This is a genomic window from Brevibacillus sp. IT-7CA2 (assembly GCF_949767855.1).
Taxonomy (GTDB): domain Bacteria; phylum Bacillota; class Bacilli; order Brevibacillales; family Brevibacillaceae; genus Brevibacillus.
This window is the reverse complement of record NZ_CATKQT010000011.1, coordinates 89,433-108,690: the sequence shown is the minus strand read 5'-3', so window position 1 is coordinate 108,690 and position 19,258 is coordinate 89,433. Positions and strand designations below refer to the sequence as shown.

Annotated in this window: 9 protein-coding genes and 2 tRNA genes; 10 read left to right on the top strand and 1 reads right to left on the bottom strand. The window is 47.5% G+C overall.

From position 1 onward, the window contains the following. Positions 1-52 precede the first annotated feature (52 nt). From ACM6JA_RS06960 to ACM6JA_RS06940, 5 genes are all read left to right on the top strand, one after another. Positions 53-223 carry a YycC family protein gene (locus ACM6JA_RS06960; protein ID WP_414851731.1) on the top strand — a complete coding sequence of 57 codons (171 nt, stop codon included), beginning with the start codon at positions 53-55 and terminating at the stop codon, positions 221-223. A 27-nt stretch (positions 224-250) separates the two neighbouring features. Continuing rightward, complete coding sequence (locus tag ACM6JA_RS06955) at positions 251-817, top strand: thioredoxin family protein (RefSeq protein ID WP_414851730.1); 567 nt, start codon at positions 251-253, stop codon at positions 815-817. Between the two features lie 66 nt (positions 818-883). Beyond that, complete coding sequence (locus ACM6JA_RS06950; protein ID WP_414851729.1) at positions 884-1,201, top strand: hypothetical protein; 318 nt, start codon at positions 884-886, stop codon at positions 1,199-1,201. 92 nt (positions 1,202-1,293) lie between these two features. After that, positions 1,294-1,378: transfer RNA gene (locus ACM6JA_RS06945), tRNA-Tyr, on the top strand. Between the two features lie 45 nt (positions 1,379-1,423). Continuing rightward, positions 1,424-1,505 (top strand) — tRNA-Leu (locus tag ACM6JA_RS06940). A 168-nt stretch (positions 1,506-1,673) separates the two neighbouring features. On the opposite strand, the gene edeQ is transcribed toward ACM6JA_RS06940, so the two are convergent. Then, on the bottom strand, positions 1,674-2,111 hold the full coding sequence (edeQ, locus tag ACM6JA_RS06935; RefSeq protein ID WP_007727230.1) for an edeine self-resistance N-acetyltransferase EdeQ: 438 nt from the start codon (positions 2,109-2,111) through the stop codon (positions 1,674-1,676). Positions 2,112-2,401: 290 nt separating this feature from the next. On the opposite strand from edeQ, the gene edeP reads away from it, so the two are divergent. The 5 genes from edeP to edeL all read left to right on the top strand — a co-directional run bounded on the left by edeP (position 2,402) and on the right by edeL (position 19,257). Then, positions 2,402-6,907, top strand: a complete 4,506-nt coding sequence (gene edeP, locus ACM6JA_RS06930; protein ID WP_414851728.1) for an edeine non-ribosomal peptide synthetase EdeP — start codon at positions 2,402-2,404, stop codon at positions 6,905-6,907. Between the two features lie 78 nt (positions 6,908-6,985). Beyond that, positions 6,986-8,233, top strand: coding sequence for a lysine 2,3-aminomutase (locus ACM6JA_RS06925; protein ID WP_414851727.1), 1,248 nt, complete (start codon positions 6,986-6,988; stop codon positions 8,231-8,233). A 23-nt stretch (positions 8,234-8,256) separates the two neighbouring features. Beyond that, positions 8,257-14,772, top strand: a complete 6,516-nt coding sequence (gene edeN / locus ACM6JA_RS06920) for an edeine non-ribosomal peptide synthetase EdeN (protein ID WP_414851726.1) — start codon at positions 8,257-8,259, stop codon at positions 14,770-14,772. A 15-nt stretch (positions 14,773-14,787) separates the two neighbouring features. Then, a complete protein-coding gene (locus ACM6JA_RS06915) occupies positions 14,788-15,951 on the top strand; it encodes a pyridoxal phosphate-dependent aminotransferase (RefSeq protein WP_414851724.1) in 1,164 nt (387 codons plus the stop codon). A 15-nt stretch (positions 15,952-15,966) separates the two neighbouring features. Beyond that, positions 15,967-19,257, top strand: coding sequence for an edeine non-ribosomal peptide synthetase EdeL (gene edeL / locus ACM6JA_RS06910; protein ID WP_414851723.1), 3,291 nt, complete (start codon positions 15,967-15,969; stop codon positions 19,255-19,257). The last annotated feature ends 1 nt before the right edge of the window (position 19,258 follow it).

Below are 19,258 nucleotides of genomic sequence, written 5' to 3'. Positions count from 1 at the left end.
GTGTATTATACTGAAAGGACTGATGAAAGCAAGGGAAAGGAGCAAAAGTGACATGCGTCCATTACAAATATCACCAGAGACGGCAGTCAAGCTGGCGGAAGCGCTTCAGGTACCCTTGGAGCGTCTGATGCACATGCCGCAGCATATCTTGTTGCAAAAAATGATGGAGCTGGCTAATCAAGAAAAGGAAGCAAACGAAGCAGCGAATAACAACCAAGAATAGGCGAGTGATACAAAAGGAGGAGAAAAGATGGGGGCAAACGTAGCACATAAATTCCGTACGGGGCTCAAGCCACAAGCGTTTGTGGAAAGCATGACCAAAAATCAGGATACATACCAAAACTGGTCGGATGCATTTTCATGGGAGGATGAAAAAGACCGTGCGTTTTTTGCCTCTCTCCAGCATCGTGATGACCTCAGATGCTTGATTTTGGCTGCGGAATGGTGTGGCGACGTCGTTCGCAACTTGCCAGTCGTATTGCATGCCTTGAAAGAAACAGACATGCCAGTGGAAATCATGGTGATGGAAGAACACCTCGATCTCATGGATGAGTTTCTCACGATGGGCGGTCGGGCGATCCCTGTTGTTATTTTCGCGGACACGGGTGGACATGTTCTGGCAAAATGGGGACCACGACCGAAGCATGTCCAAGCTGTCATGACGGCCTTCAAACAACAAAACCCGGACCGAAACGCACCAGATTATGAAGACAAGATCAAAGTGGCACGTACCGAAATGCTCGAGCAGTATGGAGAAGGCACTGGCTACCAGCAAGTGATTGTCAAAGAACTGAGAGAGCTGCTTTCCTCGATCTAATCTATCACATCAATAACAGGGCGGAGTCACGGCTCCGTCCATTTTCATGCAGAAGGGCTGAATAACATGTATTACTATGGGAATGAAACCATTATGTCCTTGGAGCAGGTGCTTCGGTTAAAAGCTTCGGAAGTTCGAATTCTGGAGTGGGTACGTACCTACGAGTTTTTAGAAAATAGTTATGGGATAGATGAATCCGTTCCCTACTTCTTGGAGATAAAATGCGAAGAAGAGCAGGTGAAGATTCGTAAAAACCGCATACTAGACTTCCCGGAATACTCCTGTGAGGGAGAAGCAACATTTCAAGAAGTGGACGAAGCACTGCGCGTCTTTCACGAGTGGGCACAGGAAATTTTGGAGAAAAAAGAGAGTCAATCCAAATAAATATATTGACGTCAAACAAAGTTCATGGTAGATTAATAAATGTCGCTTCTGGTTGAAGAGAGTAGACACAGAAGATAGACAGCACATATTGTGGGGAGATAGTGAAGTGGCTAAACACGGCAGACTGTAAATCTGCTCCCTCCGGGTTCGGCGGTTCGAATCCGTCTCTCCCCACCATTGATTTTCTATCGATGATGTGCTATTTTATTCATAGCTTCACATGCCGGTGTGGCGGAATGGCAGACGCGCGCGACTCAAAATCGTGAGGGAAACCGTGGGGGTTCAAGTCCCTTCACCGGCACCATATATCTAAAACGAATGCACACTAACCATGATGTTTACAGACACATGGAGGGTGTGTTTTTTAATTTACGGAAAAACAAAAAACAATTCAAACAGCGGCGATTCTAAGACTTGATTTTCAGGTCTTAGGTCGCCGCTGTTTCATTTTTGGGGAGCGAAAATAGCTAGCTTAAAAGTTCAATTCTGCAATAGTCTCGCCAAACAGGACCATGCCATTTTTTTGAAATCCGAGTGAAGCGTAAAGGTTTTCGGCAGCGACATTGGCTGGGGCATAACCAATGACAATTTTTTGACAATCGTCTTTTGCCTTCAGTATATCAATGACTTGCGAAATCGCAGCACGTCCGTAGCCTTGCCGTTGATACTTAGCATCAATTAAGAGTCTGTAAATCCAGTAGTTGCTATCGTCGGGGTCAAGTCCATACATGACAAAGCCAACCATCGTGTCATCATGGTAGATGGCCAGAGGGACAAATGTAGTTTGGAACTTTGCTTCAGCGATGGAGTAAAGGTTCGGGGCAACAAACTCACTCTGTTCGGGAGTAGGTTCCAGTTCAATACACTCTTCCCAGTTTTCCAGGGTTACTTCACGAAGTGTCACAGACATCTAATCACATTCATCCTTCCAAGGGTTTGTTTTTACCAGTATATTACATTTTATCCTACGTGAAAAGACAGCCAAAATCAACAGTGTGCACAAAATTTTTTCCATTCTATGAAGCGCTAAAGGAGATGGAATTCACCTAATTTTCAGAAATAACATTTTATGGAAAATTCATTTGACACTTTAGAAGAGTCATCGATATAGTTGGAATGGAAGTATTTGTAATCAATTAGATTTTTTGCCATACCTGAATTGTGATTACATCTGCACAATTCCGAAAGGGGGGAAATGCATTGCATCAGGATAAGAAGCAATGGAAGGACGGATATCCTTTAAGTCATCCACAAAAGCGTATCTGGTATACGGAAAAATTACATCCACAGCTTCCTGTCCATACGTTAGGGGGGATGGTGCGGGTTCAAGGAAAAGTGAAACTGGATGTACTGGAAGCGGCCATTCACCTGTTCATTCAAAAGAACGATGCTTTGCGACTCAACTATCAGGAAGAAGAGACAGTCCTTCAGTTTGTTGGAGAGTACGAACCGCAGCCATTGCAGGTGTTTGATTTCAGACGTGAACCGAATGCCCCTGATCGGTGCAGACAATTCCTGCAGGCTTTGTTTGCAAAGCCGTTTTCGATCGGACGGGAGCCTCTGTTCTACTTTTGTCTGATTCAACTGAGTGACGAAGAAGCGGGGTATTTTGTAAAGTTTCACCATTTGATTGCTGATGGTTGGTCCATCTCAATCATGACAGAACAAATTGCTCACTTTTATGACACGTTGTTGGCAGGCGGTACCGTTCATGTAGGAGATGAACACGCTTATCAAGCTTTTGTCGACAGGGAGCATGCCTATTCTCAGTCTGAGAGATTTGAAAAGGACAAGCGATACTGGCGGAACAAGTTTCAGAGCTTGCCCGTGATCACGACCTTACAAAAGGCAACAGATACTACCGAAGGCAAGCGCAAAGTCTATGCATTCAACCGTGAAGATTCGACAAGAATACGCGAGTTTGCAAACCAGATGAAATGCTCGCTAAATTCCATGTTTGTGGCTCTCGTCAGTCTTTACCTTCAGCGTTGTACGAGGCAAGAAGAAATCGTGATCGGTACACCGCTGTTAAACCGTTCAGGAAAAGTGGAGCGCAAAATATTCGGGATGTTCACAAGCACCATGCCATTTCGTTTGGCAGTTCCGATGGAAATGGATGCTTTCGATTATGTCAAATATGTCAACAGGGAACTTACTTCCTGTTTTTTTCATCAGAAATATCCCTACGATTTGTTGGCTCAAGAGTTGGAATTGAAGAAACATGGCTATGACAGCCTGTTTCAGATTTGTGTAAATTATTACAGCACGCAGCTGCCCTTCACCCTTGGCGGGCACTCCGTGACGAATGAGGAGTTTTACAACGGTCACCAGTTGTATTCGCTCCAAGTAATTATCAGGGAATGGGCTACAGATGAACAATTGACGCTGGAATTGGATTATAAGATCGCCGAGTACACGGAAAATGATGTTGATCGAATAGTGGATCATCTCGTAAGGCTGCTCAATCAGATGATCTCGAATCCAGAAGTCCCGCTGTCCAATCTGAACTTCCTTGCCGACGAAGAGTTGGCACTACAACTCAAAACGTGGAACGATACAGCTGCTTCCTATCCCAGCGAGAAAACGGTTGTCCAGTTGTTTGAAGAGCAAGTAAAACGCTCGCCACAGGGAGTTGCATTGGAGTCAGAGGGGCGCATGCTGACATTTCAGGAAGTGCAGGATCAAGTGAATCGACTCGCTCAGTCGTTGCGAAAGCGAGGAGTTGGCCCTGGTGTAATTGTTGCGCTGCTGGCAGATCACTCGCCAGAGATGATCATAGGGCTGTTGGCCGTGCTAAAAGCAGGCGGGGCTTACCTACCGATTGACCCTCAACTCCCTTCTCAGCGCATCGAATACCTGCTGTCTGATTCTGGAGCGGACCTGTTGCTTCGTTACACTTCCCGAACAGAGATTATTTCGTGGTCCAAAGAAATCCTGGAGCTTGCTGATTCGTCGCTGTATGTAAATGATGGGGCAAGCCTGGAATCGGTTAATCAGCCAGAGGATTTGGCCTATGTCATTTATACATCAGGCTCTACCGGAAATCCGAAAGGGGTCATGGTTACTCATCGAGGATTAGTCAACTATATTTCGTGGGCGAAAGACCGATATCTCTCCGGTCCTGAAGAAGCGTTTGCTTTTTATTCCTCACTGGCATTTGATTTAACGGTTACGTCCATTTTTTGCCCGTTGGTAAAGGGAAATCGGATGGTTATTTATCCGCACACCGATTCAGAGTTTGTGTTATCGCGCATCTTTAGCGATGGACGCTCCCATGTTGTAAAGCTGACACCTGCCCATCTGTTTTTGCTGCAAGAAATCGCTCTGCCTTCTACTACTGTAAAGAGAGTGATAGTGGGCGGCGAGGACTTGAAGGTGAGTCTGGCTGAGGCAATTCATGCGAAATGGAACGGACAAATCGAAATTCTCAATGAGTATGGCCCTACCGAGACAGTAGTCGGTTGCATGATTTATCAATTCGATCCAGAGACCGATGTTGAGGGTTCTGTGCCGATTGGACAACCGATCAGTAACGTGCAGCTCTACATTTTGGATTCATATGGGAAACCAATCCCGATCGGATCGACAGGAGAGTTATTCATCTCGGGAGATAGTGTGGCACGAGGGTATCTTAACCGCGAGGAATTGACTCAAGAGCGTTTCCTACCCGATCCGTTTCAGCCAGGTAAAGTGATGTACAAGACAGGCGATCTGGTTCGCTATCGGTCAAATGGAGTCATGGAGTATCTGGGGCGGGCTGACTATCAGGTGAAAATTCATGGTTACCGCATTGAATTGGGGGAAATTGAACAGCAGCTACTGGGTCATTCTTCTGTGCGTGAGGCAGTGGTGATCGATCGAATGGATACGTGGGGGCGTAAGTATCTTTGTGCTTATCTGATCACGGAAACATCTTTCCGGGAAAAAGAGCTCCGTGAAGAACTGGCAAGTCGATTGCCCGCATACATGATCCCTTCGCAAATCGTGCAGCTTGAACAATTTCCGCTGACCCCAAATGGCAAGGTAGATCGAAAACAGCTTCCCGAACCTGTCATTGAGCGAAAAGGTGCGGAGGATGATACCAGTACTCGTGACGAGTTTGACAAGCTATTGGTTGAAGTGTATGAGGACGTGCTTGGTCGTTCACCATTTGGTCTACATGACCCGTTTTCCCAACTAGGGGGGGATTCGATCAAGGCGATTCAGGTTTCCTATCGATTGCATCAGCGTGGAATCAAGATTCCGGTAAGAGACATCTTGATTTATGACACGATTGCAGAACTAAAAACGAGAAGTGACTGGAGCTGGGGAGTGGAACAGATCTCACAAGAGCCGTGTACTGGCGAGTTGCCGTCATCTCCCATCGTTTCTTGGTTTCTGTCACAACAGTTCCACAATGCTGATCATTGGAACCAGTCGTTGCTCCTTGAAAGCAAAGAAAAAGTAACGCTGGAGGAGTTTGAAGCGAGTCTGTCTGCACTGGTTAACCATCACGATTGTCTGCGACTCAATTACTCTGCAAAAGACGGGAAGCTCTTTTACAATGAGCGCCACCTTACCAGCCGAGTGTCAGTGTCTTACGTTGACCTTTCTTCCTTACCGCAAGAAGAACAGGAGTTTAGAATGCTTGAGGCGATGAGAGCGTGCGCTGTTAGCTTCAAGCTGGAAGAATCATTGCTGTTTACCGGTTGTCTCTTTGAATTAGGTCCCGATCGACCTCAGCGATTGTTTCTGACGGCCCATCATCTTCTTGTGGACGGTGTCTCCTGGAGGATTCTCCTGGAAGATTTGATGAGCGCCTTGGCCAGTCTGAAACGGAATGAGCCGATTGTCTTGCCGGATAAAACACATTCGATGCAAGCGTGGATAAAGGAAGTATCCGCCTTTTACCAGTCGGATCAGGCAATCAAAGAAAAAGCATATTGGGACATGTTTTCCATCCCGGAAGAGAAACTTCCAACAGATTACGATTTTGGCGAAGACTTGGTAGAATACAGCGCTACATCTACACGCACACTTTCAGCCGAGATAACGTCGCGACTGTTGACAACGGCCAACCGAATGTTCAACACAGGTCCCCAAGACCTATTGGTTGCAGCACTTACCCGGACATTGTGTGATGTGTTCGAGAGGGAGCGTCTCTTGCTGGTAATGGAGTCTCATGGGCGTGAGTCTGCTATTCATACGATGAACGTAACCAGAACAGTAGGATGGTTTACCAGCATGTATCCTGTTCTGTTTGAAACGAATCCATCCAATCGGACTGATCACCTAAAAGCAGTAAAGGAGAAATTGCGTCAGATTCCGATGGGGGGGCTTGGGTTTGGCTGGTTTAAGCCTCATCTGCTCGCGGCAGAGGAAAAGTCCCATGTTCGATTCAATTATCTGGGAACCGTTGATAATCAACTGAGTGATGATCTGGTTCTAATGGGAGGAAACTTGGCGGTTGATTCTGGAGTGGGAAATCATTTGACAGCACTGCTTGACGTGGCTGCTCTCATTCGTCAAGGAGAACTTCAGGTCTCTGTTACGTACAGCTTGCGCAAGTATCGCGAGGAGACCATCGAGAAGTTGCTTGCATTGTTTTTCCATGAATTGGAGCAGCTCATTGATCATTGCTGCCGCCAGGAGGTCCCTGAATTTACTCCATCAGATTTTGAAGATGTGGAGTTGACACAAAAAGAACTGGATTTGCTGTTTGGTTAACAAGCGAATCACATGCTTGACCGAGTGTTCTGAGAAAGCAAATATGACGAGTGTTTATGAATGACGGGAGGGATTACATTGAGTGTTAAGGTGTTAATGGGGAAAAAAGGATTTGAGGAGTTCGCCACAATTGTCGGCTTTACAGAAGCAGAGAAGGAAGTACGCAGTTCGTTACTGGAGCAGTCTTATATGCCATTTAAGGTGACTCGCTATTATGCGGAGTTGATTGCGAGTCAATCAGAGCCTTATCGTACCCAGATGATCAATATCGTGCTTCCGCCACCGGGAGAGAAACCTTATAAAGGCCGCTTTGATCCGTATGGTAACAAGTCGTATCGTCAGGATGAAACAGCTTTCCTGCAACACAAGTACAAAAAGACATTGTTGCTTCACATCGACGACTTTTGTATTGCTAACTGCCAGTTCTGCTATAAAGTGAACGAAATCCGCCACGAGGATATTGGGTACACCAATATTATGGAAAAAGCAGAAAGGGCAGTACAGTATTTGGAAGCTCATCCGTACATCGATAATGTTCTCTTTACTGGCGGAGATCCGGCTTCCTTCCGTAAAAGCTCTGACTTAATCAAGCTGATTAGCGCTCTATTGAGTGTGAAGAGTATTCGACTCGTTCGCTTTGCCACCAAGGCACTGGCCTATGATCCCGCTCGTTTTCTCGACGGAGAGCTGCTAGCGTTCTTTGACCAAGTAAGACAGACGCCCGGCAAGCAGGTAAGTGTGATTTCTCAGTTCAACCATCCCGGGGAAATAAGCGACGTTTCGATCCAAGCAACGCAAGCGCTGCTATCCGTCGGTGTACAGATTCGCGGACAGCCTGCGATCATTCGCGGAGTGAACGATTCTGTCGAGACCTTGATCGACTTGCAGCGCAAGTTTCTCGATAACCGAATCATTTCATATTATTTGACAGTGTTTATGCCAGTCAGAGGAGTCGAGCAGTATGCCATTCCACTGGACGAGGCGTTCCGGAATGTGGCCGAGTCCAAACGCAATCTGGGTGGCCTAGAGAAAAAAGGGGTACTCCTTACTTCACACGATTTTGGAAAATTAGAGATTTGTGGTTTTTATCCGACAGCTGAGCGCCCTGAAAAAATTGTTTTGAAATGGCATCAAGCGGTTGGACCAGACTATCTTCCAGAGCGGTTGAAGGAATTAATCCCAACCCGTTCAGAAGACCTGATGATTTTGGACTACAAGCAGGGAGAGATGTATTGTCTCGACCATGTGTTCAAACACAATGGATTGCCGTACGTGGATGCAGATGGGGAGATCGTGGAAAACCTGCCGAGTGAAGCTGTTCGGTAAGGGAGTCAGGAGAGAAAATTGTGATGAACAAGATCGACAAAAACAATATAGCTGACATTTTGCCGTTAAGTCCAACGCAGGAGGGCATGCTGTTTTACTACCGACTCCAAAAGGATTCCAATTTGTATTTCGAACAGCATCGGCTAACCCTTCGTGGCAAGTTTCAGCTGGAGTTGTTTACGCAGGCAGTTACGATGGCGTTTGAGGCCAATGAAATGCTTCGTACGGTTTTTCGCTGGGAGGGGCTTCAAGCCCCTGTCCAGCTGATTCTCAAGCAAAAGACATTGAAGATTCCTTATTTCGATTGGACCGAGTTACCATCTGCAGCGCGGGAAAGAAAACTGTCTGTCTTGTTGTCACAGGACAAGCAAACACCCTTCACGCTTGAGTTGGGCAATACCATTCGCATTCAAGTAGTACGGATGGAGTTGTATCGTTATGAAGTCATATGGTCATTTCATCACATTCTCATGGACGGATGGAGTTCCGGCATTCTCCTAAGAGAGATATTTACAGCATATGGACAATTGTGCTCGGGGATCTCCCCTGCGATCAAACAGAAAGCGAAATACAAGGAGTATCTGCGTTTTCTAAAAGAAGCATCGAAAGAACAATCGTTATCGTATTGGAAAGATTCCTTACAAGGAATTAGCTCGCCTACACCTCTTCCCTATATGCGGGATCGTAACGAAGAGCGGCGGTATTCTTCTTATCATCTTCGACTCAGTCAATCGCTTACGGAGATATTGGAGGAAACATCCAAGCGTTACCGCGTGACAATCAGTACACTGCTGCAAGCCGCATGGGGTATTTTGCTGCAAAAATACAGCGATACGCGGGATGCTCTTTTTGAAGTGGCGTACGCCGGACGTCCTGCCCATCTCACCGGAGTAGAGGAAATCGTCGGCCTCTTCATCAAAACGTACCCGCTCCGAGTCAAACGGACAGAAACGACTACAGTCAAAGAGCTGCTGGGTGTCATGATGGAAGAACAGCACCAGATGGCCCCGCATTTGTACGTGCCAGCAGTTGAGTTGAAAAACTGCTCAGAGATGGACGTACAAACCCCTTTGGCGCACAGTTTGTTCGTTTTCCAAAACTATCCCATCGACAAGACGTTGGCCGGATTGGAACTTGACTTCGAGCTGGAGAATATCACTTCGCATGAAACAACCGATTATCCAATGGTGCTGGAAGTAACACCAGGTGATGAATGGACAGTCCATGTCAACTACCAGGCATGGAAGTTTCAAGCGAAGGAAATTGAACGCCTGGCTCTTTACTATCAGAGCCTTCTCGAGCAGATTGCGGCTGATCCGGATCAAGAGATTCGTGACCTTACCCTACTCAGTGATCGTGAGCGGCACGAGATGATCGAGGAACAGATGAAAGTCGTGCCAGTGCCAAGTAACTACTGCGTGCACGAGTTGATTGATCAAGCGGCAGAAAAAACACCGGATGCAGTTGCGCTTGTTCAAGGAAAGCAGACTGTGACCTACAAGGAGTTACAAGAGCAAGCGAATCGCCTGTCTTGGGCTCTGCAAAAGGAGGTGACAGATGCAGGCCGACCGATAGTTATCATGTGTGATCGTTCCCCTGAGATGATTGCAGCACTGCTGGCTATCCTCAAAACTGGGTGTTACTATGTCCCGCTTGATCCAGACTTGCCGAAAGCGCGAATCGAACAGATCGTAAGCCAGATTCAGCCTATTCTGATTGTGACAGAGGGCAGCTATCTGGAACTCGTCGCTGACTTGCAAACAAGGGTGTTTCGTCTGGATGAACCAGCATGTTGGGCACAGGAGTTAACTCAAACACCACAGCGAAAAGCGGCACCTTCGAGTACTGCGTATGCCATCTTTACTTCTGGTTCGACAGGTACTCCAAAAGGTGTGCGTGTAAAGCATGATCAATTAATCAACGCTCTTTGGTGGCACATTGAATTTGTCGGGTTCGGAGAGCAGACGAGAACGTTGCAGATCGCCACATTGACTTTTGACGCATCGGTTGTCGAGATTTTCTGCACACTAATCAGCGGCGGTACCCTTTGCTTGTTGCAGCGACATGAAAACAAGTCCCCGCAAAAGCTCGCGGCTGCCATCGAGGGCCAACAAGCAAACGTGATACTCGTCGTCCCTACGATGTATCACGCTTTGCTTGACCACGTGGCTGATGGCTCGATGGATTCGATACAAAAAGTATTGTGTACAGGAGAGATGCTGTCTTCTTCCTTAGTGGAACGACATGCAGCCTTGCTGCCTCAAGCGCAGATGTACAACTTGTATGGCCCAACGGAAAATAGTATCTCGGCATCCGGGTATTGTGTACCGAGACAAGGGCCTTTTGAAAACCCGCTCCCGATTGGACATCCAAGTTACAACGTTCGTGTCTTTCTTATGGACCAAGATTTTCATCTATTGCCCAAAGGGGTAATAGGGGAAATGTACGTAGGCGGGATGGGGGTAACGGAAGGATACATCGCTGACGAGGAAAAAACCAGAGCGTCCTATATACTGACCCCGTATGGCAGGCTTTATCGTACAGGAGACTTGGCATGCTGGACGGATGAAGGACATCTGCAATATTTTGGCCGCAAGGATTTCCAGATCAAGATTCGCGGCAACCGCGTTGAATTGGAGGAAATTGAAGCTGTCCTGCGCCGTCAGCCTGGTGTCAGGGAAGCAGCGGTAGTGGCCATTCAGGAGTCAAAACGCGATCCTTATCTGGTTGCATGCTTGGCTGCGACGCATCCGATTGAGGAACATGTTCTGCGCGAAGCAGTGCTGACTTATTTGCCTGACTACATGCTACCTGCCATTTTCGTCCATTTAGATGCCTTGCCTCGGACGCAGAGTGGAAAAGTAGACAAGACTGCCTTGCAACGTCTGGATTACACGCAATATCGCACGGGAAAGGAAGAGGCCCCGGCAGATGAACTTGAGCAGCAATTGGCACAAATATGGCGAGAACTTTTGGCAGTCGAAAAACTAAGCGTGCACGATCATTTTTTCTCGCTAGGAGGCCACTCGCTGAAGGCCGCTCAACTCGTGACCAGATTGCAAAAAGAGAGAAAAACAGACATCACGATCAAGGATGTATTCCAGAAGCCGACCATTCGACAATTAGCTGACCGCATCAGGGGTAGACAGCCGATATCCTACGCGCCGATTGATCGGGTAAGTAAAGCCGAGAGATACAGGGCTTCTTCTTCACAGAAACGAATTTTCGTGATGCATGGAATAGAAGGAGATAGCACCAGCTACAACATGTCGGGTGTAATCGCGGTAAACGGTCATCTGGATGTAAGTCGAGTGAAAAGTGTATTTAAGGAAATCATCCAAAGGCATGAAGCATTCCGTACTTCGTTTGCGGTACAGGATGGAGAAGTGTATCAGTACATTAGCGACCATGTGCCATTTGAGATCAAAACCATTCATAGCGACGGCAGGACATTGGACGAACTGATGGAAGACTTCCGGCTATCTTTTGATTTGACGAAAGCACCTCTCCTTCAGGTTTGCCTAGTCGAGGTCACAGCTACTCAGCATTATCTGATGTTCAACTCTCATCATATTATTTTGGATGGCATTTCACTGAATGTGTTAATGGAAGACTTCGCTAGATTGTATATGGGTGAAGAGCTGCCTGCACTGCCTATTCAATACAAGGACTACGCCGAATGGCAGTGGAAGAAGCGGGGGAGCGAACAGTGGCATCAGCAGGAAAAATACTGGGTGGATACTTTCAGCGATCGAGTCCCGCTCATGTCTTTTCCGCTGGATTACCCGCGTCCTTCTGTTAAGACTTTCCAGGGGGATCACCATACGTTCTTCCTTGCTGATTCTACGTACGGTGATTTGCATGCATTTGCCAAGCAAAACGAAGTGACTGTCCATGCTGTTTTGATGTCGGCTTATTACGTGTTGTTGATGAAATACACGTCTCTGGAAGATTTCGTTGTCGGTTCACTGGTGGCTGGACGAAACCATCCCGATTTGGAGCGAATCGTCGGCGTCTTTATCAACTTCCTTCCGATACGCAATCGTCCTCGTGCCGATCTTGTGTATGCCGATTTTGTACAAGAGGTTCAGCGCAGTCTGCTACTGGCCTACGAACATCAGGAGTATCCGTTTGAAGAGATTGTTGCTCGTAGCGCCGCAGGCATCCAGCAAATGCAAAATCCATTGTTTGATACGATGCTAATCTTCCATAACCAGCGGGAGCAAGAAGTGCAATTTACAGTGGACGACGTGCAATTTGAAGAGGTTCCGCATGAATCGAAGACATCGAAACTTGACTTTAAGCTGGATATTACTCCACTCGCTGATCAATTCAGGTGCGTGCTTGAATACGATACCCAGTTGTTTAAAGCGGAGACAATGGAAGGCTTCGCTGACAACTATATGCGTGTTCTCGCAGCACTTCTGAAGCATCCGAAACAGCTATTGGATGATGTTGACATCGTACATCACCAAACAGAAAAAGAGGGCGTGATGAACCGCCTTCATCATGTCGGAGTTGCAGTTCCAGAACTGGGTCCGGCTCAAATCATGTATGGCACACTCGGATTTGATGCAAGCGATTCCCTACATGATCCAGAACAAAATGTGTATCTCTCCATGTGCATGAAACCGGGATGTGTGCCAATCGAGCTAATCGCTCCTGTCGATGAAACGTCACCTTGCGTTCGTTTGTTGGAAGAAAAGGGGACGGGTCCGTACCATCTATGCTTTTCAATTTCCAATATTGATCAATTTTTGAAAAGGTTAGTTGATTCTGGATTCAAATACGATTTGGTCAGCGCTCCAAAGCCAGCGGTACTTTTCAATCATAGACTCGTTGCCTTTCTCTTTCTGGAAACGGTTGGCCTGATTGAACTTGTAGAGAACGAGAACATGACGCATGACGAATGGCAAAGCAGCGATCAGCGATCTGCTGTCCGGTTGCTTACACCAGATGCTGAAAAGGCACTGTCGTTCTTTACGTTCCTGGGCTATCGGGTTCACGAGAAATATCTGGATCGGCAATCTCAAGCCAGTATTATCACACTGGGCAAAGCGAGAGAAAGCAGCATCCAGTTAGTTGAGCCTCGAATGGAGCACTCACAAGAACAACGAGAGCTCATGAAAAGTGGTTCTGGCGTTTACCAAATCGAGGATCGGGTAGCGAATCTGACCGAACGGATCGACACCCTGATAGCGTGTGGCATACCCGTTTCTTTTGCAGACCGGACAGGACGTGATCTGCAACTGACAGATGCTCCGTACCTACTTTTGACTGACGGGAAATCAGCCGCAGAAAGACCTAAGCCGATTCTAGGCGAGTTTCATTCCGAAACAACGCCCATCTATTCCTTCGTTCAGGAACGTTTGCTGAAGCAGGAACAAGAAGATGGGATTGTGGCTGTCAGATGTTTTGACATCGAGATTCGGAGCAGAATCGAACGGTCGTATATGCAGCAAGCATGGCAAGCTCTCGTGCGACGATTTCCTCTGCTGTCGCCCCAAGGCTATTCCGAACCGATTCCGCTTGCGCTTTGTGATTTACAGGAGAAAAGCGAGGCAGAGGCAACGGTATGGTTGCGAGAACGATTGATTGCCGAGCAGAAGAGGCCGTTTGAAGACAAAGCAGGAAGTTTGGTTCGATTTGAATTGATAAAGCTGGCTGCTGATCGCTATCGGTTGATTGGAAGTCTTCACAGCTCCTTTAGTGATTGGCGAGGTCTCGGACTTCTCCTGGAAGAATGGGAGGCTCTGTATCAAACGATTGCAGAGGGGCATGAACCAGCTGTGGATGAACAGCCTCGCTACGAAGCATTCGCCGTTTGGCAGAAAAAAATGCTTTATTACGGACATCTCGAGGCCCAGCGTCACGAGTGGTTGACAGCAGCAAATCTAGATTTTGCTCAACCATTTGGTACGGGAGGGGTAGCGAAGCGACAAGTCGAGCAGTATATCGACCCGACAGGTCACGCCGATTTGCTGCATGTAGCTGCTCATTCCAATCAGGAGTTGGGAGACATCTTGCTTGCCTCCTACCTGTTGTTGCTTCGACAGGTCACCCAATTGCCTAGTTTGACGCTTGGAGTAGTGACGACGAATCGGACGCAAGGTGTGCTAGAACAAACGCTAGGCAACTTTGACAATATCGTACCGCTCACCATCGATATGCAGACGATCAGCTCGTTTTCACAATTATTGGATCAAACGAAGCAAGTACGTGACCGCATGCAAATGCTCGCGTTGTATCCTTCAGAGCACTGGCAAGCGACGACACACATGGAATGGCCGACACTTTTTGTCAACCAGACGATCCCGTTCAAAGCTCAGTCAGCTGTTTGGAATCGTGAAGTCAAGCGGTCAGTTGAGCCAGAAATGGCAGGAAGTCCGTTAGTTCTTCAGGTAGCTGAAACATCGGAAGGTATCCATGTCGTTTTTACCTATGATCCATCTATGCTTCAGACGGCATATGTTGAATCGCTTTCGGATCGCTATGTGAAAATCCTAAAAATGTTAGCAGAAAAATCCAAAATAAAGTAAAAGGGGTAGGAAAATATGGAAATCAGATCCTCAATTAATTTTCACGACGAACGCTTTTTGATGTTTGTACTGGACCAGATGGCAAATGAGCTTGAGAGAAACGGTGGAGAAGCGATCCGCATGACTCTTGGGAAGTCAGAAATGCCGCTGCATCCCGAAATTATCAATTCCATGCAACAGGCATTGAACAGCTTTGAAAAATATTCGCTCGTATATCCAGGTGGGCTGCCTGAGCTGAAAGATAAGCTCGCGACCCACTATCAAACAAAATACGATGTGTCAATCAAACCGGAGAATTTCGTGATCAGTGTCGGTACCAGCACACTCTTCCGTAACCTGTTCTACCTCCTGCTTAAAGAGGGCGATGAAGTGTTGTTGCCACTTCCGTACTACTCGCTTTACCATTTCTGCGCGTTGCTAGTCGGTGCGAAAGTTCGTTACTACAAAATTGATATGGATACATTGAGACTTGATGTGGAGTCGTTTAAAGAGAATTTTACAGACAAGACGAAAGTGGTCGTGATCAACACGCCAGGCAACCCATTAGGAAATATTTTGACAAAAGAGGAATTGTATACGATCGACAGCATCGTAGACGGTCGTGCGGCTATTATCAATGACGAAATTTATGCGAATACCTACTTCGATGACGAGTGCGAATCCGTGATGCAGCTGAAAAATACCAAGTCTACGTTCATCACAACGGATGCATTTTCCAAAGCGTATCGGATGTATAGCAGACGTGTCGGATATGCGATCGTACCGGATGAGCTGGTGCAGCCACTGACGGTCATTCAGCACCATACACTGCTCACAGCTGACCCGGTTGTACAGTTCGGAGCAATGGCTGCGCTTGATTACCAGCATGAGGTTGATCATTTGGTCCAACTGTACAAAGGTCGTCGGGACTACACGATCGATGCTTTCCAAAATGTAGAGGATGTCCGTGCTCTGCCAGCGAGAGGCAGCTTCTACTTCACGCTTGATTGCGAAGCATTTATGAAGAGAAAAGGCATCAGCACCTCGCTTGAGTTGGCTACGCAAATTTTCGAGGCTACACATGTGGCGACCGTACCGGGTTCTGACTTTGGCATCCCGAATACACTGCGCCTCTCATACTCTGCCGCCAAGTATAACGAGGGAATTAACCGTTTGCGGGAATTTTTCACCACCACCTAAAAGGAGAAAGTCGCAATGAATGGACGTATGGAACTCGATCTGGATCTGAACGAGTTTAACCTGCTCACTGATGATGAAGCGAACTTGTTAACCCGAGTCAATCAGACAGACAAACCGTATCGCAACAAAGTAACAATCGCTGAACTGTTCGTCGAGCAAGCGGAAAAAACGCCTGATAGAGTCGCTGTGGTAGAGGCGGATCGAGAAAGAACATACGCAGAACTACACGCGGAAGCAAACCAGCTAGCCCGCATCCTGAAAGATGCGGGTGTAGTTCCTTCGCAACTCGTAGGAATTCTCGCAGACAGGAGCTCCCGTATGGTAGCGGCAGTTCTTGCAATCCTCCAAGCGGGTGGGGGATACGTCCCGGTTGATCCGCATTATCCCCGAGCTAGAATTCGGTATCTTTTGCAGGATAGTCGCTGCAAGGTGCTTGTAACAGAATCCATTTATCTGGATGAGATCATACCGGATCTACCTGACAGCATCGAAACGATCATTTGTTTGGACGAGACTTCCTTCCATCACGAAGGCTACAAGGTCTATACAGCGTCCGACATTCGCCGACAAAAGGATGAGGCGATAGCTCCGGCAGGTTCAGAGGATGATGTTGCTTATGTCATCTACACTTCTGGTTCGACCGGTGCGCCAAAGGGCGTCATGATTACGCACAAACAGGTATTGAATACGTTGTTTTGGCTAGAGGAGACTTTTCCGCTAAGCGAGACAGACGTTGTTGCCCAAAAAACCTCGATTTCTTTTACGGACTCGGTGTGGGAATTGTTTTGGCCGCTGATGGTTGGATCAAAGCTGTCTATTTTGAAAGAGGAAGACGGGAAAGATCCGGGAGCGTTGTATGACTGGCTGCGGGAGCAACGCATTACAGTCACCCAGTTCGTTCCAGCGATGATGAATGTGTTTCTAGCTCATGTGCATTCTCGAAATGAACAAGATCCGTTGCCCCATTTGAAGTGGGTATTTAATGGTGGAGAAGCACTGACGGCTAATCTGGTTCGCGAATGGAATCGACTGTTCCGTATTGCGCGAATCGCCAATATTTACGGGATGACAGAATCAGCGATATACGCTTCCGTCTATCTTTGCACAGAACAGCCAGCTGAAGAATCACTCAGAATCCCTGTTGGTGTTCCCATTGCCAATACTCATATGTTCATCCTTGGACAGACGGGGGAAATTTGTCCCCCAGATATCAAGGGCGAGATTTGTATCGGAGGAATTGGCATCACCGACGGATATTTGGGCAAGCCTGAGTTGACCGAGAGAGCTTTTACGTATCATCCGTTTACTGGCGAGCGCCTTTACCGCACTGGAGATGTCGGATTGCTCAGCGAAACGGGAGTATTTGAATATCTAGGGAGGATGGACGATCAGGTTCAAGTGCGCGGCTATCGTGTGGAACTGAAAGAAGTTGAACGCGCCGTCCTTTCGCATCCTGCTGTGAATCAGGTAGCTGTATTGGCTATGGCTGATCAAATGGGTATGACCGAACTGGCTTGCTACTATGTCGTGCAAAAGGACGGCGTTCAGCCAGATGGGCTTCGCGCGCACCTGCTGGAGTGGCTCCCCGGTTATATGATCCCGAGTTACTTTATGGAACTGTCGGAGATGCCTCTTACCCCGCATGGAAAGATCGATCGCAAAGCTTTGCCTGCTGTAAAGCCTGGCGTCAGTAGTGATTATGTGCCTCCAGCAAATCCGATCGAACAAAAGCTGGCTGAGTTGTGGGCGGATGTCTTGCAGATTCCATCGCCGGGTGTGCTTGATCACTTTGTTGGACAGGGAGGGCATTCACTGAAGGCCATTCAACTTTTATCCAGAATGGAAAGTGACTTTCAAGTGAAGCTTTCTATGCGCGACCTGTTTGATGCCCCGACGATTCGTGGTTTGGCGAATCGGATCACAGGCAGCCTCCAAGAGATGGAGAAAAAACCGATCGCCTTGCTCTCTGATCAGGAATATTACCCTGTCACGGGCGCACAAGAGCGACTTTACCTGTTGTGGCAGTTGGAAGAAGATGCTATCAGCTATCATACACCGGGAGTTATGCGGATTACTGGTTCCCTTGATTCAGGGCGTCTTCAAGACGTTGCAGATCTACTCGTCGCACGACATGAGGCGCTGCGCACCTCGTTTCATCTGATTGAAGGTCAGGTGAAGCAAAAAGTACACAGTGACCTGACTGTACAGATCGAGACATGGAAAGCAGACGAGGAAACTGTGGAAAAGGAAATCGAACGCTTTTTCCGGCCATTCGATTTAAAGCAAGCTCCTTTGCTTCGTATCGGCCTAATTGAGCTCTCATCAGAGGAGCATCTGTTGATTTTCGATATGCACCATATCATTTCAGATGGCATATCCAAGTCCATCTTGCTTGAGGAGTTTTGTAACCTTTACCAAGGACAGGTGTTGCCGGAATTGTCGGTACAGGCCAAGGAATTCGCTTGGTGGCAAGCAGAACAAGCTGCCGAGATCGGTTGGGCCGAGCATGAAGCTTACTGGTTGGATGCATTTTCTGAACAGCCGCAACCGTTGGCAATCCCGACCGATTATCCTCGCCCACAAACCATGACATTTGATGGAGACGAGTTGCAGACTGTGCTGTCTAGAGAATGGCTGGAAAAACTCGACTCGTTTACCCGTCAGAGTTCTACGACGTTGTACATGCTTCTGTTGGCCGTCTATTCTGTTTTGTTATCCAAATACAGCAATCTGGAAGACGTCGTCATCGGCTGCGACATGGATGGTAGACACCGTGCGGAGTTTGCTCCTGTTGTGGGAATGTTTGTTAACACCTTGGCCCTGCGAAACTGGCCGAAGAAAGAATTGACCGTCCAAGAGTATATCGGGCAGGTACGTCAAAACGTGCTAAGCGGTTTTGAGCATGGAGACTATCCATTCGATCAACTCGTAAGCCAAATTCAATTCCCTCGTGATCCAGCAAGGAACCCGTTGTTTGACGCCATGCTGACCCTGCATTATGCAGCGGAGCAGCAAAATGTCCATCTCGATCAAATCGAGTTTGCTCCGTACGAGTTCAGACGCAAGGCTGCCATGCTCGATCTGGCTTTGGAAGTGGTTAAGGCTGAGGATCACATATGCATGCACTGGCAATATAACACGAACCTGTATCACAGAAGAACAATCGAGAAGATGGCTCAAGACTTTGTCATTCTTCTGGAGCAAATGGTAGCCCACCCGAACCGAACCATCGGACAACTCCAGATCGGTCATGGAGTAGTACAGGTAGCACAGGGACAAGTGGACGACGATGACTTTGCTTTTTAAG

What these genes read in the sequence shown, in the direction of transcription:
- ACM6JA_RS06950 (WP_414851729.1), top strand. Translation starts at nt 884, where the DNA reads ATGTATTACTATGGGAATGAAACCATTATGTCCTTGGAGCAGGTGCTT.
- edeL (WP_414851723.1), top strand. Translation starts at nt 15,967, where the DNA reads ATGAATGGACGTATGGAACTCGATCTGGATCTGAACGAGTTTAACCTG.
- ACM6JA_RS06915 (WP_414851724.1), top strand. Translation starts at nt 14,788, where the DNA reads ATGGAAATCAGATCCTCAATTAATTTTCACGACGAACGCTTTTTGATG.
- edeQ (WP_007727230.1), bottom strand. Translation starts at nt 2,111, where the DNA reads ATGTCTGTGACACTTCGTGAAGTAACCCTGGAAAACTGGGAAGAGTGT.
- ACM6JA_RS06960 (WP_414851731.1), top strand. Translation starts at nt 53, where the DNA reads ATGCGTCCATTACAAATATCACCAGAGACGGCAGTCAAGCTGGCGGAA.
- ACM6JA_RS06955 (WP_414851730.1), top strand. Translation starts at nt 251, where the DNA reads ATGGGGGCAAACGTAGCACATAAATTCCGTACGGGGCTCAAGCCACAA.
- edeN (WP_414851726.1), top strand. Translation starts at nt 8,257, where the DNA reads ATGAACAAGATCGACAAAAACAATATAGCTGACATTTTGCCGTTAAGT.